Genomic DNA, 20,272 nt, shown 5'->3' on the forward strand with positions numbered 1-20,272 from the left:
GGCAATTCATCGGAGTGAACCTGTGGAAAACACGCATTATGACCACATCGTCGTCGGTGCCGGCTCGGCGGGCGCGGTGGTCGCCCGGCGGCTGGTCGACGCCGGGCGCAGCGTCCTGCTCCTGGAAGCGGGGCCGGCCGACGACACCGAAGCCATCCACGACCCCACGGGGTCCGTCCAGCTGTGGAACAGCCCCTGGGACTGGGCCTTCCAGACCGAGCCCCAGACGCACGCCGACGGTCGGCGCCTGCCGTGGCCGCGCGGCAAGACCCTCGGCGGTTCCAGTTCCTTCAACGGCATGATCTACGTGCGCGGGGCGGCGGCGGACTACGACTCCTGGGCCTACCAGGGGGCTGCGGGCTGGTCCTGGCAGGACGTCGAACCCTACTTCCGGCGGATGGAGGACTTCGACGGCGGCGCAGCGAGCGGTCGCGGCGTGGGCGGCCCCCTGCACGTCCAGCGCAACCCCGGCCCCGACCCCCTGGTCCGGGCATGGGTGAAGGCCGGGCAGGAGTACGGCCTCGCGTACAACGAGGACTACAACAGCGGCGACCAGCAGGGCGTGAGCTACACCCAGCACACCATCAGGAACCACCGCCGGCAGTCCTCGTGGGTGGCCTACGGGCGTGAGATCCAGGGCAACCCACTGCTCACCGTCGTCACCGGCGCCCTGGTCACCCGGATCGTCATGGAGGGCGAGCGCGCGGTCGGCGTCGCCTATCGGCTGGACGGGCGGGAGACCGTCGCCCGCAGCGCGGCCGACGTCGTGCTGTCCGGCGGCGTCTTCGGCACCCCGCAGCTGCTGCTCCTGTCGGGCATCGGCCCGGCCGACCACCTGCGCGCGCACGGCCTGCGCGTCCGCGCGGACCTGCCCGGCGTCGGGCAGAACCTGCAGGACCACTGGTCGGCGCCCCTGGTCTGGCGGTCCGCGCGACCGCTTCCCGCCTGGGCCGCGCAGGGGCTGGAGGCCCAGTACTTCGCCGCGAGCCGGCCGGGGCTGGCCGCCCCGGACGTCCAGCCGCTCTTCCTGTCCTTCGTCTATCCCGTGCCGGGCGCGGACCTCCCGGAGCACGGCTTCTCCGCCGTGGGCCAGCTGCTGCACCCCTTCAGCCGCGGCGAGGTCCGGCTGCGCTCCGCCGACCCGGCAGCGCCACTGCTCCTGGACCCCAAGGTGTTCTCCGACCCGCGCGACCTGGAAACCCTGGTCGACAACCTCGAAGCGCTGCGGGACATCGCCGGGCAGAGCGCCCTCAAGGAGTGGAACGACGGCGAGGTCCTGCCCGGCCCGGGCACCGCGACCCGCGCCGCCCTGCGCGACCACGTCCGCGCCACCGTGGTCTCGGGGCACCACCAGATCGGCACCGCCCGCATGGGCCTGGACGCCCTGGCCGTCGTCGACCCGGAGCTGCGGGTGCACGGCATCGGCAACCTGCGCGTCGCCGACGCCTCGGTCATGCCCCACGAGACCAGCGGCAACACCAACGCCCCGAGCATCATGATCGGCGAGAAGGCCGCCGACCTCCTGCTCGGCCGCGTCGCCGCGTAACCGCCCCGAACGGAAAGCACCGCATGCCCACCTCAGTCACCGCCGCCGTCTCCCGCGTGGCCGGCGGAGAGTTCCGCATCGAAGCGCTGGAACTCGACGATCCCCGCCCGGACGAGGTCCTGGTCCGCTACGCGGCCGTCGGACTGTGCCACACCGACCTGGAGGCGGCCGCCGGCCGCTTGCCCACCCCGCAACCCGTGGTCCTCGGCCACGAGGGCACCGGCACCGTCGAGGCGGTCGGCTCGGCGGTCGGCGGATTCGCGCCGGGCGACCGCGTCGTACTCAGCCTGGATTCCTGCGGCAGCTGCCGCGACTGCTTCGCCGGGCAGCCCGCTTACTGCCAGCACCACATCCCGCTCAACTTCGCCTCCGCCCGGGCGGACGGCTCGGTCGGCCTGCGGGACGCGGCCGGGCAGGAGGTCCACGACCACTTCTTCGGCCAGTCCTCCTTCGCCTCCCACGGCCTCGCACACCCCCGCGGCCTGGTCAAGGTCCCCGACGACCTGCCGCCGACCACACTGGCACCGCTCGGCTGCGGGCTCATCACCGGCGCGGGCGCCGTGTTCAATTCCCTCGCGGTGCGGGCGGGCAGCAGCGTCGCGGTCTTCGGCCTCGGCGCCGTGGGCCTGGCGGCCGTCATGGCCGCCGCCGCCTGCGGGGCGACGCGGATCGTCGCGGTCGACCGCCTGCCCGAACGCCTCTCCCTCGCCGCGGAACTGGGCGCCACCGACGTGGTGGACGCCTCGGCCGTCGACACCGCGCAGGCCGTGATGGAGCTGACGGGGGGACGCGGGGTGGACCACAGCGTCGAGTCCACCGGCGCCGTCCCCGTGATGGAGGCGGCCATCGCCGTCCTCGCCCCGCTCGGATCCGCGGCCGTGCTCGGCGTCGCCGCGCTCGACGCCACGCTGCGGGCCAACGCCTTCGAGCTGCTCAAGGGCCGCAGCGTCAGGGGATCCGTCATGGGCCACCAGGCCCCCGGCGTCCTCGTCCCGCGCCTGCTCGACCTGCACCGCCGGGGCCGCTTCCCGCTGGAACGCCTCGTCACCGGCTACCCGTTGGCCGACATCAACCGCGCCGTCGCCGACGTCACGGCCGGCCGCACCGTCAAGGCCGTCCTCACCCACGGCGCATGAGCGGCGGCTGCTCCGGCGGCCGCCCCACCCCACGATCTGCGGAACCCGGCGCTCCCACGCGGCCGGTCCCAGGGGTGTGCCCCGGCACACCCGCACCCGTCCCCTCTCAACACCCGTACGGAGCAGTTCCATGACCCACCCCAAGTCCCCCCGCCCCGCCGCCCTGCGCGCCACGGCGCTCGCCGCGGCGGCCACCCTGGGCGTCCTCGCCCCCTCCGCGGCGGCCGCGCCGCAGCAGGAGGCCGCGGCGCAGGCCGGCGCCAAGCCGACCGTCGTGCTCGTCCACGGCGCCTTCGCCGACGCCTCCGGCTGGAACGCCACCGTCACCCGCCTGCGCTGCGCCGGTTATCCGGTGGTGTCCCTCGCCAACCCGCTGCGCGGTCTCGACTACGACGCCGCCTACGTCGCCGGCCGGCTGAAGGCGGTCAAGGGCCCCAAGATCGTGGTCGGCCACTCCTACGGCGGCGCCGTCATCACCAACGCCGCCGCGGGCGTGCCCGACGTCAAGGCGCTCGTGTACATCGCCGCCTTCATCCCCGAGAAGGACGAGGCCCTCGGCGCGCTGATGGAGCAGCACCCCGACACCACCATCCCGCCCCTGCCGCGGCAGACTTTCTCCTACACCCGCCCCGACGCGAGCACCGGGACCGACGTCTTCCTCGACCCGGCGAAGTTCCGGTCGGCCTTCGCCGCCGACGTTCCGGCCGCGGAGGCCGATCTCATGGCCGCTTCCCAACGCCCCATCGCGGTCGAGGCCTTCGGCCAGCCCACCCGGCAGGCGGCGTGGAAGGACCTGCCGTCCTGGGCCCTGGTCGCCGGACAGGACCAGGCCATCGGCGCGAACCTGGAACGCTTCATGGCGAAGCGCGCGGGCGCCCGGATCACCGAGGTACGGGGTTCCCACGCCGTCATGGTGAGCAACCCGGAGGCCGTGAGCCGGATCATCAAGCAGGCGGATCTGGCCACCCGCTGAGCCCACGGCCGGGGCCGCCGCGCGGCGGCCCCGGCCACGGCACCACCGCCCCTCGCCCGGCGTCCCCCGCACCTGGCAGACGCCGGGCGAGGCGCGCCCGCACGCCCGGCAGACCACGCAGGAAAGGCCCCGCCCCATGTCACATCCACCGTCCCGGCACCCCGACGAGCGCTCCCTGCCCGCGGAGGCGGCGGGCGGGATCTGCCGCGAGATCACCGAGATCGGCGATCCGGTGCTGCACCGGCGCTGCCAGGACGTCACCGAGTTCGCCACGCCCGAACTGTCCCGGCTCATCAAGGACATGTTCTTCACGATGCACGTGGCCCACGGCGTCGGACTCGCCGCCGGCCAAGTCGGGGTAGACCTGAGGCTGTTCGTCTACGACTGCCCCGGCGCGCGCGGCGAGCGGCACATCGGGCACGTCCTCAACCCCGAACTCCAGGTCACCGGCGAGTACGCGATCACGCGCCGCGAAGGGTGCCTGTCCGTCCCCGGCGCCGCCCGGGAGCTGATCCGCCCGGCGAGCGTCACCGTACGCGGCGCGGACTGGCGGGGAAACCCGGTCACCGTGTCGGGCACCGGCCTCTTCGCCCGCTGCCTCCAGCACGAGACGGACCACACCGACGGCACCCTGTACGTGGACCGGCTCACGCCCGAGGAGAGGGGCCGGTCGCTGGCGCAGATGTACGACAACCGCGCCTCCGTCATGGCCGAACGCGCCGGGCGGGCCCGCTCGCTGGCCCGCCCGTGAGCCGGGCCGGCGGCGCGACCGACGACGCGCCGTACACCGCGGCCGGCGGCCGCCGCGCCCGCGGCGCGGCGCGGGTGCGCCGCTTCGACGGCGCCTCCCCCGCCGCGTTCCTCCTGGCGTGCGCCGTCCTCCACCTCCTCGCCGTCTGGACGCCGCTCGGCCAGGCGGCGGAGAACGCCCTGGTGCGCGGGTACGCCGACAACGCGAGGATCCTCGCGGTCGAGCCCTGGGGCCCGCCGCCGCTCACCGGCCCCTGGGCGACCCTGATCGCGGGCTCCGCCCTGATCGCGGTGGTCGCCGGGGTGCGCCGGAGGTGGCGGGAGGGCTGCGCGGCCCTCGCGACGGTGATCGGCACGCTCGGCACGACGGAGTTCCTCAGCACGTTCGTCCTCGTCCGTCCCGGCCTGGTCGGCGCGGCGCAGCCGCTGATCGCGCCGAGCTTTCCCAGCGGTCACGTCGCCATCGCGGCCGCGCTGGCCCTCGCCGGCGCCCTCGTGTCCCCCGCACGCGCCCGCCCCTGGGTGGTCGCCGTCGGCGCCGCGTGGACCGCGGTCATCGCGGGCGGCGTGCAGGCGCTCTACTGGCACCGGCCCAGCGACGTGCTCGGTGCCACCCTCCTGGCGTGCGCGTCCCACGGCTTCGCCGTCCGGCTCCTCGGGCCCGACCGCGGACGGGACGCCCCCCGGCCGCGTGCCGCGGTTCCGCTGGCCCTCGCCGCGCTCGGCGCGTTGTGGGCCTCTTCGCGCGACGACGCCTGGAGTCGCCCGCTGGTCTTCGCCGCGGCGGCCTTCGCCTGCGCGGTCCTGGTCCGGTTGAGCGCCTTCGGCGCCGCGGCCACCCCCCGCGCGTCGGGTCCGGGGCCGCGGTGAGCGGGCCTGGGGGCCCCGGTACGGCGAAGGCCGGTGGAGATCGATGAGATCTCCACCGGCCGCGGTGGACGTTCGGGGTCCGTCCGCCCTACTCGGCGGACCGGCGCCGACGCGCCTGCGCGTAGGCAGCGCTGCGGTCCTTGGACAGCCGGTCCTGCGGGGCCGTGATGCCCTGCGGCAGGCGCAGCGGGTCGAACTCCGCTTCCGTGGCCGGTTCCCGGGGACGGGTGAGGGTGAGGGTGCCGAGCGCGACCGTCTCCGTACCGGTCCACAGCCGGGTCGGGTCGTGCAGCTCGTCCGCCGGGTCCGGAAGGTGGGCCGTCAGCTCGAAGGCGGCCGGCAGGCGGTCGGTGAGGTCCCGTGCGAGGTAGTCGGCCGGCAGCGCCAGGGCCTGCTCACGGTCCAGGGAGGGCAGCGGGCGCAGGGGCCGCAGGCTCAGCCGTACCCAGCGGCCGGTGCCCGCCGCGTCCACCAGCCCGAAGGAGTGCACCGCGTGGTAGGTCACCCCGGTGAAGCTCGTGGCGGGCCGGGCCTTGCCCGCGAAGCCCAGCGCGGTGGCGGCCTCCGGGTGGGCGCGCAGGAAGGCCGGGAAGGCCGCCGGGTCGTCCGACCGGGTGGCCCGGAAGAAGTCGATCAGGTCCGCCCCGGTACGGACGAAGAAGACCGGGAGCGTGAAGGTGACGAGGTCCAGATCCCCCGCGCGGAGCGCGAGACCCTGGTCTCCGGGGTCCCCGTCGTGCCCGCCGGAGCCGCCCAGCGTCGTGGAGAAGCGGGCCGTCACCGGCGTGCGGGGGGCGGTGAAGACCGCGGCCGTGCTGAGGGCGGCGGCCGCGGGGGACGGGGCGAACTCCCCTTGCGCCCAGGCCCCCCGGGCGTGCAGCAGCCGCCTCCCGGGATCGGCGCCGGTGGCCGCGGCCAGTTGTTCCACGAGGTGAGCGCCCCGGGCCTGCGTATCGCTGTTCATGAGGACGACCGTAGGGACGGGCCCCGCCCGGCGCATCGGTCACCGTATCGGTCGCGAGGACGCCCACGCGCGTCACCCGCACGACGTACCGCACGCACGACGCACCAAGCACCAAGCACCAAGCACCAAGCACCAAGCACCACGGGAACGATGTTGCACGGATGGCGAGAAATGATTCTGTTCGGCCGGGACAAGCACAAGACGGAGCTCGACGGCGTCCTCCACGGAGCGCGCAAGGGCGCCGGTTCGGCCCTGATGCTCTGGGGCGACCCGGGCATCGGAAAGACCGCGCTGCTGGAGTACGCGACCACCGCGGCGGCCGACTTCACGGTACTGAGCTGCCGCGGCACCCGGATGGAATCCGGGCTGGCCTTCGCGGCACTGCACGAGCTGCTCTGGCCGGCCGCGGACCGGATCGACGCGCTGCCCCCGCCCCAGGCGGCCGCGCTGCACGGGGCCCTGGGGCACAGCGGGGACGCGGCGGACCGCTTCCTCATCGGGGTGGCCACCCTCACGCTGCTCTCCGAACTCGCCTGCGCGAAGCCGGTGCTCATCACCGTGGACAACGCGGACCTGCTCGACGAGCCGACTGCCGAGTGCCTGGCCTTCGTCGTCCGCAGACTGCGCACCGAACCGGTCGCTCTGCTGTTCACCGGCCACGGCGACCCCGCGGCCGACGGCCTCTGGGAGCTGCTGCCCGGCCTGGAGGTGACCCCGTTGCCCGACGGCGACGCGGGTGATCTCGTACGTCACGACCGGCCCGGGGCAGATGCGGAGAGCGTGCGCCGGACGGTCCGGATGGCCGCCGGGAATCCGCTGGCGCTCCGCGAGCTGCCCACCGTCGACGAGGGCGGCGCGGAGCCCGGAGAGAGCGGGGAGCGCATTCCCGTCGGCCCCCTGTTGCGGCGCGCCTTCGGCGCCCGCACCGCCCGGCTCTCCCCGCTCGCCCGGACCGTGCTCCTGGTCGCGGCGGCCGAGGACCTGGGGGACCCGCACGCGGTGCGCGAGGCGGCGGCCGCGCTCGGGGCGGGCACGGCTGCCTGGGACGAGGCCGTGCGTTCCGGGCTGCTCCTCGTCGCGGACGGGCGGATCCGGCTGCGCACCGCGCTGGTGGCCGCCGTCGTGTACGAGGAAGCCCCCTTCGCGCGGCGGCAATCGGCGCACCGTGCCCTGGCGCGGGCCCTGCACGGCGCGCAGGGCGGCGACCTGCGCGCCTGGCACCTGGCGGCCGCTGCCGACACGGCCGACGAGGAGGTGGCCGCCCTCCTCGAAGACAGCGCGCGCAGCGGCTGGACGCGAGGAGGGTACGCCTCGGCGGCGCGGGCGCTGCGCCGGGCGGCCGAGCTGTCGCCCGTACCGGCGGACGCCGCCCGGCGGCTCGCGCTCGGGGCGCTGGCCGCGTGGGGCGACGGGCAGGTGGCCACGGCGCGGGAGCTGCTGGACCGGGCGGACCGGCTGGCGGAGGGGGACGCGGTGATCCGCGCGAGCGAAGGGCTGCGGGGCGTCATCGAGTTCGCGCACGGGGACCAGGAGCGGGCGCACCGGCTGCTGCTGGACGCCACCCGTGCCGTGGCCGAGCCCGAGCAGGCCGTACGGCTTGCGTGCCTGGCGGTCCGGGCCGGCTGGTCCGGCGGGTCCGCCGAACGGCAGGCCGAGGCGCTGCGGCGGCTGGAGGAGCTGGGGGGCGACCCCGGCGACGGGGGCGCCGCGGCCGCGCTGCTGCCCCTGATCAAGCAGTGGTGGGGGAAGGGCCCCGGCACCGGTACGCCGCCCCGCGCGGACGAGGCCTTCGCCCTGCTCGGCAGTGCGTCCTGGCACCTGATCCCGCCCGCGCCCCTGGCCGTGGCCTGGGGAGTGGAGCAGCCGCTGGCCCGGGCGTACCAGCGCGAGCTGGAGACGCTGCGCCGGACGGGGGCGGTCAGCGCCCTGACGCTGACCGTGCCGCAGACGGCGACGATCGACATCGTGCGCGGGCGGTGGACACAGGCGGCGGCCAACGCCGCGGACACATTGCGCGTGGCCGAGGAGATCGGCGCCGGCCACGCGGCCTCGCAGTGCCGCAACACGCTCGCCTGGCTCGCCGCCCTGCGGGGGGACGAGCGGTCGGTCCGCGAACTGACCGCGCGGACAATGGAGTTGTCGGTGCCGCGCGGAGTGCGGGCGCTGACGGCCGCCGCCTACTGGAACCGGGGCATGGCGGCCCTGTTCGCGGGCCGCGCGCAGGAGGCCCTGGAGGTCCTGCTGCGGTTGGCCGAGCCCGGACACCGGGCGGCGCACGCGACGTTCGCGCTGCTCGCGGCGGCCGACACGGTGGAGGCGGCGAGCAGCGCGGGGCTCTGCGCGGCGGGAGCGGACGCGCTGCGGTGTCTCCAGGACTGGGCCCGGGACACCGGGGCGGTCTGGGCCGAGGCAGCGGCGCTGCGCAGCGCAGCGCTGCTCGCGCAGGACGGCGCGGAGGAGCTGTTCCTGGGCGCCCTGTCGGTGCCGGGTGCGGCGGATCATCCCTTCGCCCACGCCCGTACGCGACTGCTCTACGGCGAGTGGCTGCGGCGGGCCCGGCGCAGGACCGACGCCCGGGTGCAACTGGCCGAGGCGGCGGAGACCTTCCAGCGCCTGGGCGCCGCACCGTTGCTGGAGCGGAGCCTGCACGAGCAGGAGCTGACGGGCCAGCGACTGCGCCGCGCCGAGTCGTACGGGACCGGCGGGGAACCCCTGCTGACCCCGCAGGAGATGCGGGTGGCCCGGCTCGGCGCGGACGGGCTGACCAACCGCGAGATCGCCGTCCAGCTCCTGATCAGCCCCCGGACGGTGGGCCACCACCTCGCCAACGTCTTCCCGAAGCTGGGCATCGTGGCCCGCGCCGAACTGGCCCGGGTGGACTTCGACAACGGACTGCGGCTGACCGGATGACCCTCCGGGTGGCGCCGGGCCCCTGACCTGGGCGATGACCCATGCGGTGACCGATTCGCAGCGGGCCGCGGCTGCCTAGCGTCGTCCCCATGAACGACACACCGCACCCCGGCACCGCGTCCCTGCCCACCCTCGTCGTAGGGGGCGGTTCGGCCGGCGCCGTGCTCGCCGCCCGTCTCAGCGAGGACCCGGCCCGCCGCGTCCTGCTCCTGGAGGCCGGCCCGGCGTACGAGCCGGACGCCTACCCCGACGCAATCGCCGACAGCAGCCTCCTGGGCGGCTACACCGGCCACGACTGGGGGTACGCCACGGAGCCGGGGCACATCGGACACCCCGTCGCCGCCTACCGCGGCAAGGTCCTCGGCGGTAGCTCCGCCGTCAACGGTTCGGTCGCGGTCCGCGCCCTGCCCTCCGACTTCGCCCGCTGGTCCGGGCGCGGGCTCGAAGGGTGGTCGTACGAGGACCTCCTCCCCGCGTTCAAGGCGCTGGAGTCCACCGGGACGGGCGACGACGACCTGCACGGCCGCACCGGCCCGCTCCCCGTCGTCCAGCTCACCCGGGAGGACCTCAGCACCATGGAGCGCGCCTTCGTGGACGCGGCCCTCGCGGACGGCATCCGCGCCGTGGACGACTTCAACGGCGCCGACCCGGAGGGCGTCGGCCCGTATCCGATGAACGTGCGGGACGGCATCCGGGTGAACACCGGCATGGCCTACCTGACCGCGGCGGTCCGCGCCCGGCCCAACCTGACCGTCCGCGCCGACGTCCTGGTCGACCGGGTGTCCTTCGCGGGCGGGCGGACCGCGGGTGTGGTCCTCGCGGACGGCACCGAGATCCCCGCCGGTGAAGTGATCCTCAGCGCGGGCACCTACGGCAGCGCGGCGATCCTGCTGCGCTCGGGCATCGGCCCGGCCGAGGACCTCGAAGCCCTGGACATCCCGGTCGTCGCCGACCTGCCCGTCGGGCTGCGGCTCCAGGACCACCCCTTCTACTACAACGCGTACGCCGCCGTCCCCGACCGGGTGGGCGAGCAGACGCCGGTGATCGGGGCGAAGGTGTGGACCGCCGGTTCCGGGGCCGCCGAGGGTGAGCTGGACCTGCACATCACCGCCACGCACCTCTTCGACCACGCCACGAGCCCCACCGGGGTCGGCTTCGTCCTGGCGGTCGCCCTGGTGCGCCCCGAGTCACAGGGCACCCTGACCCTGGTCAGCCGTGACCCACAGGATCCGCCCCGCATCGACCTCAACCTGCTGGCCGAGCCGGGCGACCGCCGCCGGCTGGCCGAGGGCGTCAAGTTGGCCCGCCGGCTCGGCGCCACCCAGCCGCTGGCCTCTCTGATCGAGCGCGAGCTCAACCCGGGCCCGCAGGCGCGCACCGATGCCGAGATCGAGGCGTCGATGCCGGCGACCCTGGACACTTACCACCACCCCACCTCCACCGCGCCGATGGGCGCGGACGACGACCCGACGGCCGTGACCGACCGGCTCGGCGCGGTGCGTGGAGTCCCGGGACTGCGCGTGGTCGACGCCTCGATCTTCCCGGACGTCCCGTCGGCGGCCACCAACCTGACCGTCATCGCAGCGGCCGAGCACATAGCCCGCCAGATCTGACCCCCGTACCCCTTTCCGCTCCCGACCCGGAGGAATTCCGCATGCAGCACGCCCGCAACTACATCGACGGCCAGTGGGTCGACTCCCTGACGAGGACCGAATCGCTCAACCCGTCCACCGGCAAGGTCCTCGGCACCTTTGCCGACGCCGGAGCCGTGGAGGCGGCGGCCGCGATCGCCGCCGCCCGCCGCGCCTTCGACACCACCGACTGGGCGCGGGACCGCACCCTGCGCGCCCGGGCCCTGTTCGAGATGGCCGACCACCTGGAGGCGCGGCGCGACGAGTTCGTCACCCTGCTCGCCCGGGAGAACGGCAAGATCCTCGGCGAGGCGGCCTTCGAGATCGACCTCAGCGTTCCCAAGCTGCGCTACTACGCCGCCCTGGCCCTCAGTGACCACGGCAGCTCCGGCGAGGTCCGTCCCGGCCTCTACTCCATGACGCTGCGCGAGGGCGCGGGCGTCGCGGCGGTCATCGCTCCCTGGAACTCCCCCGTGGTCCTGGCCGTCCGGTCCTTCGCCCCGGCCCTGGCCGCCGGCTGTACCGTCGCCATGAAGCTGCCGGGGCAGACCGGCCTGGTCAACGGCCTGCTCGGCGAGCTGATCGCGCAGACGAAGAGCCTGCCGGCCGGCGTGATGAACGTCTTCACCGAGTCGGGCAACGACGGCGCCCCGCTGCTCATCACCTCCCCCGACGTGGACGTCATCAGCTACACGGGCTCGACCGCGGTCGGCCGGCTGATCGCGGCGAATGCCGCGCCGACGCTCAAGGGCCTCTCCCTGGAGCTGGGCGGCAAGAGCCCGATGATCGTCTTCGACGACGCGGACCTGGACCTCGCCGTGCCGGTCCTCACCAAGGCCATCACCACCTTCACCGGCCAGTTCTGCATGACCGGCAGCCGGCTCCTGGTTCAGAGCGGCGTGGCGGACGAGTTCCGCCGCCGGATGACCGCCGCGCTGGAGGCCGTGAAGGTCGGTCCCGGCGACGATCCGGCCAGCGAGATGGGACCGCTGATCGACGAGCGCAACGCCCGGCGCGTCGAGGGCGTCGTCGCGGACGCCGTCGCGTACGCGAAGGTGCTGGTCAGGGGCGAGCGCGACGGCGCGTTCCTGCGCCCCTCACTGGTCGAGGTCCAGGACGTCGACGCGCCGATCGTGCAGCGGGAGGTGTTCGGACCGGTCGCCACCTTCGAGGTCTTCGGGACCGAGGCCGAGGCGGTCGCCCGCGCCAACGCCACCGAATTCGGCCTGGCCGCCTCCGTCTGGACCCGGGACGTCGACCGACCGCTGCGCGTCGGGCGCGAGATCCAGGCCGGAACGGTGTGGACCAACACCTGGGCCGTGGTCCACGACATGTTCGAGGAGGGCGGCTTCAAGCAGTCCGGCATGGGCCGGCTGAACGGGATGCGCGGCCTGGAGGAGTTCCAGGAGACCAAGCACTACGTCCACGCCGCGCCGCGTGCCTGACCGGGCGCGTCCCGCACCTGCCGGCGCGCGCGGCACCGTCCTGGCCGGGCGCGCCGACGTGGCCCTGGTCGCCGCGCGGGTGGTCGAGCCGGGCCACGAGGAGTCCTTCCGCCGGTGGGCGCGCGAGGTTCTGGCCGCGGCGGCCGCCGCCCCCGGCAACCTCGGGGGCGGCCTCTTCCAGCCGCCCGGGGACGGCGGGGCGTGGATCTTCGTCCACCGCTTCCGCGACCACGGGTCGCTGCGGGCGTGGACCGGCTCCGCCGAGCGCTCCGCGCTCTTCACCCCCCGCGCCGGGCACCGCCACACCGAGGTCGCGCGGCGTGAACTGACAGGGATCGAAGGCTGGTTCGCCGAGCCGGGAAGCGCGGCCGCCACCCCGCCGCGCTGGAAGACGGCGGTCGGTTCCGCCCTCGGGATCTTCCCCGTCTCCCTGCTCGGCGGCGCGGTCCTGACCCCGCACCTGGCGGCGTGGCCCGCCCCGGCGCGGACGGCCGTCTTCGCGGTGCTGTTCAGCGTGCTGATGACGTACGCCGCGATGCCCGCCGTCACCCGCGTCCTGCGCCCCTGGCTCAGCCCCGGCGCCTCCACCACCCCCCGACAGAAGGAGACCCCATGACCGCGACCACCACCACGGCCACCACGACGACTGCCGGCGCTTCGGTCGCCACGGCCGTCATCGGAACCGGCAACATCGGCGGGCGCCTGGCCGCCGCCCTCGTCGCGGGCGGCGTGCCGGTGCTGCTCGCCGGCCGCGACCCGGGCGGCGCGCGGTCCCTCGCCGCCTCGCTGGGCTCTCTCGCCACGGCGGTGACCGTCGACGAGGCGGTCGAGAAGGCCGACGTGATCGTCCTCGCCGTCTGGCTGGACGCCGCGAAGGAGCTCCTCGCCCGGTACGGCGACGCGCTGTCGGGCAAGATCCTCGTCGACCCGTCCAACCCGATCGCCCCGGACGGCAGCGGCGGCTTCGTCAAGACGATCGGCGCCGAGGAGTCCTCGGGCCAGATCCTGGCCGCCCTCGCCCCGGCGGGCGCCGCTCTCGTCAAGGCCTTCGGCACGCTCTCCGCGGACACCCTGTCGGCCGCGTCCCGCAGGACCCCGGAGCCGGCGGTCGGGTTCTACGCCTCGGACGACGAGCCGGCCGGCGAGGTGGTCGCCGCCCTGATCAGCGCGGCCGGCTTCGACCCGGTCCGGGTCGGCGGCCTCGACCAGTCGATCCGCATCGAGGTCTTCGGTGACCTCCACGAGTTCGGCGCGCTGGGCAGGGCCGTGAGCCGGAGCGAGGCGCTCGCCGCCCTCTCCCCGCTCACCGCCCTCGACCGGTTCGAGATCTACGAGCAGCTCGTGCGCCACCAGCGCGCCATCGACAACGACGCGAGCCGCACCTCGGCCGACGCGTACACCGGCCTCTACTGGCCGGAAGCCGCCTTCACGGTGAACGACCTGCGGACGCAGACCTTCACCGGGCCCGACGGGCTCAAGAGCCTCTACGACTACGCGCACAGCGTGTTCCCGCTGGACAAGTGGTTCCACGACGTCGGCTGGTTCGAGATCGAGGGCGGGGGCGACACGGCCGTCGTGTCCTGGCGCTGGCTCGTCCACTGGAAGGAGGGCGGCCAGGGAGTGGTGTCGACGGGCACCTACCAGGACCGGTTCGAACGGCGCGCGGGGGTGTGGAAGGTGATCGAGCGGGTCTCGGACGTCGATCCCAACTGGCCCGCGGCGCTCTTCCAGCCGTACGTCGACCGGCAGGACGAGCTGTTCGTCTCTTCCTGATCACGGGAATTCAGCCGCGGGGTCCTCGGTTACAGGCCATATAGTTAAATAGTCAACAACATGGGAGTGGGAAGAATGAGCGGGATGCAGTTCGGCATCTTCACCGTGGGCGACCTGACCGAGGACCCCACCACCGGCACGACGGTCACCGAGCACGAGCGCATCAAGGCCATGACCACCATCGCCCTCCACGCGGAGCAGGCGGGCCTCGACGTCTTCGCCACCGGTGAGCACCACAACCCGCCGTTCGTCCCCTCCTCCCCCACCACGATGCTCGGTTGGATCGCCGCCAGGACCAGCACGCTGCTGCTGTCGACGTCCACGACGCTGATCACCACCAACGACCCGGTGAAGATCGCCGAGGACTACGCCATGCTCCAGCACCTGGCCGAGGGCCGGGTGGACCTGATGATGGGGCGCGGCAACACCGGCCCGGTCTACCCGTGGTTCGGCAAGGACATCCGCGACGGCATCGACCTGGCGCTGGAGAACTACGAGCTGCTGCACCAGCTGTGGCGCCGGGAATCGGTGGACTGGGAAGGCCGGTTCCGTACGCCGCTCCAGTCGTTCACGTCCACTCCCCGGCCGCTGGACGGCGTCGCGCCCTTCGTCTGGCACGGCTCGATCCGCTCCCCCGAGATCGCGGAACAGGCCGCCTTCTACGGTGACGGGTTCTTCCACAACAACATCTTCTGGCCCAAGGAGCACACCGAGAGGATGGTCCGGCTCTACCGGCGCCGTTACGCCCACTACGGCCACGGCACCGAGGAGCAGGCGATCGTGGGCCTGGGCGGTCACGTGTTCATGCGCGCCAACAGCCAGGACGCGGTCCGGGAGTTCCGCCCGTACTTCGACCGCGCGCCGGTCTACGGAAACGGCCCGTCACTGGAGGACTTCGCCCGCGAGACGCCGCTCACCGTCGGCTCGCCGCAACAGGTCATCGAGCGGACGCTGTCCTTCCGCGACTACGCGGGCGACTACCAGCGCCAGCTGTTCCTCGTGGACCACGCGGGCCTGCCGCTGAAGACCGTCCTGGAGCAGATCGACCTCCTCGGCGAGCACGTCGTCCCGGTCCTGCGCAAGGAGTTCGCGATCGGCCGGCCCGCCGGAGTGCCGGACGCGCCCACGCACGCCTCCCTCGTCGCGGCGCGCGACGCCCAGGCGCCCGCGACCACCTGACCCGCGGCCCCCGGCCCGGCCCCCGGAAACCACACCCCCACCCAGAAAGCGGACCACCATGAGCACCCTGCGACTGGTCGCGGTCACCGCCGGCCTGAGCCGGCCCTCCTCGACCCGCCTGCTGACCGACCGCCTCACCGGCGCGACCCACCGGCTCCTCGCGGAGCGCGGGGTGACGGTGGAGGTGGAGACGGTCGAACTGCGCGACCTCGCCGTCGACATCGCCACGGCCATGACCACCGGCTTCCCGGTCGGACGGCTGCGGGAGGCGCTGGACGCGGCCGCCCGGGCCGACGCCCTGATCGCCGTGACCCCGGTCTTCACCGCGTCCTACAGCGGGCTGTTCAAATCGTTCTTCGACGTCCTCGACAAGGACGCCCTGACGGGGACGCCGGTCCTCATCGCCGCGACCGGCGGCACGGCCCGGCACTCCCTCGCCCTGGAACACGGACTGCGCCCCCTGTTCGCGTACCTGCGCGCCCTGGTCCTGCCGACCGGCGTCTACGCCGCCTCCGAGGACTGGGGGACCACGGACGGCCTCGCGTCCCGGATCGAGCGCGCCGCCGGGGAGCTGGCCGACCAGCTCTCCGAGGGCCGCGGCCGCGCAGGGGCGACGGCCGACGCGTTCGAGGACGTCACGCCCTTCGCGCAGCGGCTGGCCGGCCTGTACGAGCGGTGACGGCGCGCCCGCCGCCGGGGACGGGGGGCGCGTCCGCGGCGTCGCGGGCGGGCCAGAGCCGCATCGCCGCCACGGCCGCGGCCAGACCGGTCACGCCGAGGACGACGACGGCGGCGAGCAGTCCGGCCGTGGCTCCGACCCAGCCCGCCAGCGGATAGGTGAGCAGCCAGGCGCCGTGGGAGAGGGAGAAGTGGGCGGCGAAGGCGGCCGTGCGCTCCCCCGGCGGGGCCGAGCGGTGGATGACCCGGCCCGTCGGGGTGAGGACCAGGGCGCACCCGGCTCCGAAGGCCGCCCACGCGCCGAGGAGCGCGGGCCAGCGCCAGGCGCCGCCGGGAGCCGCGGTGACCACGCCGACCGCGGCGAACACCGCGGTCAGCAGCGCGGCGCCGCGCAGCATGACGGCGCGGTCGGCGACCCGGTCGAGGAGCCGCGGCAGCAGCAGGGCGACCAGCATGGAGCCCGCACCGTAGGCGCCCAGGGCGAAGGCGACGTCGCCGCCGGAGCGGCCGAGGCGGTCGCGGACGTAGACGACGGTGTTGACGGTGACCAGGGCGCTCGCGGCCGCGGCCGCGAGGTCGAGGCACAGCAGGGCCCGCAGGCGCGGCACCCGGAAGAACAGCCGGCTCCCCGCGGTGGCCGCGGCGTAGGCCCCGCCCGCCCGCTCCGGCTGGGGCGCCCGCGCGGGCAGGACCGCGGAGACGACGAGTGCGGCGGAGGCGAGGAACCCGGCGACCGTGCCGAGGAAGAGCAGGCCGTAGCTCATGAAGGTCATGAGGGCGGCCGCGAGCGCCGGACTGAACAGGCTCTCCAGGTCGTAGGCGAGGCGGGAGAGGGACAGCGCCCGGGTGTAGTCGCGCTCCTCGGGCAGTACGTCGGGGATGACCGCCTGGAAGGTCGGCGTGAAGGCCGCGGAGGCTGCCTGGAGGGCGAAGATCAGGACGTAGACCTGCCACACCTGGTCGACGAAGGGCAGCGCCAGGGCCACCCCGGCGCGGACGAGGTCGGACCCGGCCATCAGGGCGCGGCGCGGGATCCGGTGCGCGACGACGCCGATCGCCGGCGCGATGGCGACGTAGGCGACCATCTTGATCGCGAGGGCCGTGCCGAGCACCGATCCGGCCCGGGGGCCCGCGATGTCGTAGGCGAGCAGGCCCAGGGCGACCGTGGCCAGGCCCGTACCGACCAGGGCGATCACCTGGGCGGTGAACAGGCGGCGGTAGGCGCGGTTGCGGAGCACGGAGAGCATGCGGGCGTCCTTCACGGGGTACGGCGCTGCGGGACGTCTCCACCCTAGCGTCATGTGCGCAACTGCGCACATGTACTCCCGATGCTGCCCGCGCACGCGGCGCGCGGGCGGGGGTGCGGGTGGAGGCGGCGGAGGCCGCGGGAACGGCCGACATACCCTGGTCGCATGCCCGTCAGCGAGCCAGCCCCCGTTGCCACCGCGTCACACCTGCGCGCCCCCGACGACGCCCGCCTGAGCGAGGCCGCGGCGGTCTTCGCGCTGCTCTCCGACGCCACCCGGCTGCACCTGCTGTGGCTCCTCGCCCAGCACGAAGCGGATGTCGGCTCGCTCGCCGAGCGGTGCTCGGCCTCGCGCACCGCGGTGAGCCAGCACCTGGCGAAGCTCCGGCTGGCGGGGCTCGTCGAGACCCGCCGGGAGGGGCGGCACGTCGTCTACCGGCTCGGCGACGGGCACCTGCGCCGCCTCGTCGTGGAGGCCCTCAGCCACGCCGACCACCGGGTGAGCGGCGAGGCCCCCCACGACTGACCCCGGGAGGGCGGGGGCCGGTGGCCCTATCCCTGGCCGCGGCGCCGGGAGCGGCGGACGGCGAAGACGATCAGCACGACGACCGCGATCACGATCAGCAGGACGACCACGACCGCGGCGGCGCCGAGCTTCTTGAAGAACCCGCTCTTTTTCTTCTTCTTGCTGCTCTTCTTTTTGTCCGCCTTCTTGTCCGCGACGGTGCTCCCGGCCGCGAGCTGCCGCTCGCCCGCGGTCGGTGCGACGGGCACCTGGCCCCCGACGCCGCCGCCGGCCACGGCGCTGACCGCGTGGGTCCGTACGGGGGCCGCCTGCGCGCTCGCCTGCGGCCCCGCCAAGAGCCCGGCCAGCACAAGTGCCGTGACCCATCCCGCTGTTCTGCCCATCCGCACTGCGTTCTCCCGTCATCGGTGGCCCGTCGCGGCTGCTCGCCGCCGGCCGTTGCTGCTGGAACCTGTACCCGCGAAAACCGTGGGCCACCAGGAATCATGAAAAGCGCGGGGGGCCGCCCACCCGCACGACGGCCCCCCGCACCACCCGGGGATCAGCCGGTGGCGGGCCGTACCGGCTCCGCCACGGCGTCACCGTCCCGGTGTGCGGGCCGGGGCGCAAGGAGACGCTCCGTCAGCGCGCCGAAGATCAGGCCGAATCCGGCCCACAGGACGGCCTGCATGCCCAGGGAGGCCATGCGGAAGTCCCACAGCAGGGCGGCCGGGAAGGTCTCCTTCACCGCGTCACCGTTGTCCGGCAGCACGAGGAAGAGGACCGCCATGACGACGGCGAAGCCGACCCCGGCGGCCACGGTGGCGTTCCAGTTGCCCAGGCGCGGCGCCAGCCTCCGTCCGATGACGACGGCCCCCACCGCGAGCAGCACGCTGAGCAGGATCATCAGGAAGAACAGCGTGGTGCGCTGACCGATGGTGTCCGGATTGCCGACCGCCGGCGGGGTCGCCGGGTACTTGAGGAACGGCACCAGGTAGACGGTGGTGAAGGTGCCGGCGGCGACGAGCGCCGCCGTCGCCTGCGGACCGAAGCGCCCGATGCGCCCGAAGGCGAAGCAGAACGCCAGGGAGGCGAGCCCGCCCAGCGCGACCCCGTAGACGAGCAGTCCGGTGGCCAGCCCGAAGGTCGACTGCACCGAGCGGCTGACGAGTTCCTCCTCCTCGTCCGCGGCGGGCGCCGCCCCGGCGTCGTGGTGGGCGTGGCCCGCCGGAGCGGACTGCGTCTGCTCCAGGGCGATGGAGTCGTTGATCGACGGCTCGCCGACCACGTAGGCGAAGGCGAAGGCGATCAGGCCGGCGAGCAGGCCCGCGACCATGCCGCGGACGAGGAGCCGTCTGACGGTTGCTGCGTGCATGAGTGGTGTCCCCCGCGTATCAGTGGCAGGGGAAACCGAGCAGGTGGCGGCCGTCGTGCACCCACTCGTGCACCTCCTTGCCCGCGAAGACCGACGTGGCGCCCTGCTCGGCGCCGACGAAGTAGAGGGCGACGAGCATGAGCGTCCCCACGAAGAGGGCCCAGGGCAGGACGGCGCGCAGCGGGAGCGGCGCGCCGGCCCCGATGGCGGGGGAAACGGCGGGGGCGACGGTGGACTGAGCCATGGCAGCAGAACCTCCTTGGGAACAGCGCGTCCCATTCGGTGGAGCAGGAACGACGGCTCTCGGGTCTGACTGACCGGCATCCGCTCCCTCGTGAGGTGGCGGATCCCGGCTACACAGTGGCGCGACCGTGCCGGAGTTGCACCGGGCTTCCGTCCTGCCGTCGTCGATATCGCTGCGACCGTACCGCGTACATGCCATACCGCCAAAGGGGCGGCCCGTCCGTGGACGGTCCCGGGGCGACGGCGGGCGTCCGGTCCCGGCCGCCGGCGCGGGGCCTCGCGTAGTCTCGGGCCCTTCCAGACCTCGTACCGGACGGCCCACCACCAGTGAGTGCACCCATCAGCGCCGAGCGCGCAACGGCGCGGAGCCGGGGCCCGGGGCCGGTCACCGGCCCCGGCACCCGATGCCCCGGCCACCGCATATCCCCGCGGGGAATAGTCGACCTCCGGGGGGACGCCGGCCGGGACGTCCTGCTGGCCTACCCCCGCGGCGCGGCGGTCGTCGTCGCCGGACTTCCGGGCAGCGGCAAGAGCACCCTGCTGCGCGCCTGGTCGGGGGCCGCCGCCGTGATCGACCCGCGCGCCACCCGCACCGCCTTCGCGTCCCGGATGCCCGGCTGGCTCCCGTACGCCGCGTACCGTCCGTGGGCCCGGCTGTGGCACATGGCGGGCACGCGGTCCGCGATGCGCCGGGGCGGCCCGCTCCTCGTCCACGACTGCGGCAGCAGGCCCTGGATGCGCCGCTGGCTCGTCCGCACCGCGCGCCGGGCCGGACGCCCCCTGCACCTGGTCGTCCTGGACGTCGGCCCGCGCGAGGCCCTCTCCGGCCAGCTCGCCCGTCGACGGGTGGCCTCGCGCCGGGTCTTCGGCGTCCACCGGCGCGGGCTGGCCCGGTTCCTGTCGCGCCTCGCACGCGACGGCGCGGCCGCCGCGCCGGGCATCGACTCCGTGGTCCTGCTCGACCGGGGCCAGCGCGACCGGGTCACCGCGGTGCGGTTCGGCCGTCCACCCGGCTGAGGGGGTCGGCGTGCACGGGCCCGGGTGCGGC

General features: G+C 74.6%; 19 protein-coding genes. 14 read left to right on the forward strand and 5 right to left on the reverse strand.

Annotation, left to right across the window (positions count from 1 at the left end):
• Positions 1-22 precede the first annotated feature (22 nt).
• From ABZY31_RS10200 to ABZY31_RS10220, 5 genes are all read left to right on the forward strand, one after another.
• The gene (locus tag ABZY31_RS10200; protein WP_356407059.1) at positions 23-1,546 is read left to right on the forward strand and encodes a GMC family oxidoreductase N-terminal domain-containing protein; all 1,524 of its coding nucleotides are present in this window, start codon (positions 23-25) and stop codon (positions 1,544-1,546) included.
• A 23-nt stretch (positions 1,547-1,569) separates the two neighbouring features.
• The gene (locus tag ABZY31_RS10205; RefSeq protein WP_356407062.1) at positions 1,570-2,682 is read left to right on the forward strand and encodes an NAD(P)-dependent alcohol dehydrogenase; all 1,113 of its coding nucleotides are present in this window, start codon (positions 1,570-1,572) and stop codon (positions 2,680-2,682) included.
• Positions 2,683-2,812: 130 nt separating this feature from the next.
• Positions 2,813-3,655 carry an alpha/beta hydrolase gene (locus ABZY31_RS10210; RefSeq protein WP_356407065.1) on the forward strand — a complete coding sequence of 281 codons (843 nt, stop codon included), beginning with the start codon at positions 2,813-2,815 and terminating at the stop codon, positions 3,653-3,655.
• 136 nt (positions 3,656-3,791) lie between these two features.
• Complete coding sequence (gene def / locus ABZY31_RS10215) at positions 3,792-4,406, forward strand: peptide deformylase (protein WP_356407068.1); 615 nt, start codon at positions 3,792-3,794, stop codon at positions 4,404-4,406.
• Entirely contained in the window at positions 4,403-5,275 is an 873-nt protein-coding gene (locus ABZY31_RS10220) for a phosphatase PAP2 family protein (protein WP_356407071.1), read from the forward strand. Before def ends, ABZY31_RS10220 begins: the two co-directional genes overlap by 4 nt.
• Before the next feature lie 88 nt (positions 5,276-5,363).
• Here the strand turns inward: ABZY31_RS10220 and ABZY31_RS10225 are convergent, their stop codons facing one another.
• Positions 5,364-6,239, reverse strand: a complete 876-nt coding sequence (locus tag ABZY31_RS10225; protein WP_356407074.1) for a catalase — start codon at positions 6,237-6,239, stop codon at positions 5,364-5,366.
• 171 nt (positions 6,240-6,410) lie between these two features.
• Between ABZY31_RS10225 and ABZY31_RS10230 the strand changes: the two genes are divergently transcribed.
• The 7 genes from ABZY31_RS10230 (at position 6,411) to ABZY31_RS10260 (ending at position 15,856) form a co-directional block, all read left to right on the forward strand.
• The gene (locus tag ABZY31_RS10230; RefSeq protein WP_356407077.1) at positions 6,411-9,149 is read left to right on the forward strand and encodes an AAA family ATPase; all 2,739 of its coding nucleotides are present in this window, start codon (positions 6,411-6,413) and stop codon (positions 9,147-9,149) included.
• An 89-nt stretch (positions 9,150-9,238) separates the two neighbouring features.
• Positions 9,239-10,762, forward strand: coding sequence for a GMC oxidoreductase (locus ABZY31_RS10235; RefSeq protein WP_356407080.1), 1,524 nt, complete (start codon positions 9,239-9,241; stop codon positions 10,760-10,762).
• A gap of 41 nt (positions 10,763-10,803) precedes the next feature.
• Positions 10,804-12,225, forward strand: a complete 1,422-nt coding sequence (locus ABZY31_RS10240; RefSeq protein ID WP_356407083.1) for an aldehyde dehydrogenase family protein — start codon at positions 10,804-10,806, stop codon at positions 12,223-12,225.
• Complete coding sequence (locus tag ABZY31_RS10245; protein ID WP_356407085.1) at positions 12,218-12,841, forward strand: antibiotic biosynthesis monooxygenase; 624 nt, start codon at positions 12,218-12,220, stop codon at positions 12,839-12,841. Before ABZY31_RS10240 ends, ABZY31_RS10245 begins: the two co-directional genes overlap by 8 nt.
• Positions 12,838-13,998, forward strand: coding sequence for an NAD(P)-binding domain-containing protein (locus tag ABZY31_RS10250; RefSeq protein WP_356407088.1), 1,161 nt, complete (start codon positions 12,838-12,840; stop codon positions 13,996-13,998). The genes ABZY31_RS10245 and ABZY31_RS10250 overlap by 4 nt, the downstream gene beginning before the upstream one ends.
• A gap of 84 nt (positions 13,999-14,082) precedes the next feature.
• On the forward strand, positions 14,083-15,177 hold the full coding sequence (locus ABZY31_RS10255) for an LLM class flavin-dependent oxidoreductase (RefSeq protein ID WP_356407091.1): 1,095 nt from the start codon (positions 14,083-14,085) through the stop codon (positions 15,175-15,177).
• 58 nt (positions 15,178-15,235) lie between these two features.
• Entirely contained in the window at positions 15,236-15,856 is a 621-nt protein-coding gene (locus tag ABZY31_RS10260) for an FMN reductase (RefSeq protein WP_356407094.1), read from the forward strand.
• On the opposite strand, the gene ABZY31_RS10265 is transcribed toward ABZY31_RS10260, so the two are convergent.
• A complete protein-coding gene (locus tag ABZY31_RS10265) occupies positions 15,813-17,102 on the reverse strand; it encodes an MFS transporter (protein ID WP_356407097.1) in 1,290 nt (429 codons plus the stop codon). The genes ABZY31_RS10260 and ABZY31_RS10265 overlap by 44 nt on opposite strands.
• 165 nt (positions 17,103-17,267) lie before the next feature.
• Here ABZY31_RS10265 and ABZY31_RS10270 point away from each other — a divergent pair, with 165 nt between their 5' ends.
• Complete coding sequence (locus ABZY31_RS10270) at positions 17,268-17,627, forward strand: metalloregulator ArsR/SmtB family transcription factor (protein WP_356407100.1); 360 nt, start codon at positions 17,268-17,270, stop codon at positions 17,625-17,627.
• A 26-nt stretch (positions 17,628-17,653) separates the two neighbouring features.
• Here the strand turns inward: ABZY31_RS10270 and ABZY31_RS10275 are convergent, their stop codons facing one another.
• From ABZY31_RS10275 to ABZY31_RS10285, 3 genes are all read right to left on the reverse strand, one after another.
• Positions 17,654-18,010 carry a hypothetical protein gene (locus ABZY31_RS10275; protein WP_356407103.1) on the reverse strand — a complete coding sequence of 119 codons (357 nt, stop codon included), beginning with the start codon at positions 18,008-18,010 and terminating at the stop codon, positions 17,654-17,656.
• Between the two features lie 158 nt (positions 18,011-18,168).
• Entirely contained in the window at positions 18,169-18,981 is an 813-nt protein-coding gene (locus tag ABZY31_RS10280) for a CbtA family protein (RefSeq protein ID WP_356407106.1), read from the reverse strand.
• A 19-nt stretch (positions 18,982-19,000) separates the two neighbouring features.
• Positions 19,001-19,225, reverse strand: coding sequence for a CbtB-domain containing protein (locus ABZY31_RS10285; protein ID WP_356407108.1), 225 nt, complete (start codon positions 19,223-19,225; stop codon positions 19,001-19,003).
• A gap of 326 nt (positions 19,226-19,551) precedes the next feature.
• On the opposite strand from ABZY31_RS10285, the gene ABZY31_RS10290 reads away from it, so the two are divergent.
• Positions 19,552-20,241 carry an AAA family ATPase gene (locus ABZY31_RS10290; RefSeq protein WP_356407111.1) on the forward strand — a complete coding sequence of 230 codons (690 nt, stop codon included), beginning with the start codon at positions 19,552-19,554 and terminating at the stop codon, positions 20,239-20,241.
• Positions 20,242-20,272: the final 31 nt, after the last annotated feature.

The sequence above is a fragment of the Streptomyces sp. NPDC006529 genome (genome assembly GCF_040611795.1).
GTDB lineage: Bacteria > Actinomycetota > Actinomycetes > Streptomycetales > Streptomycetaceae > Streptomyces.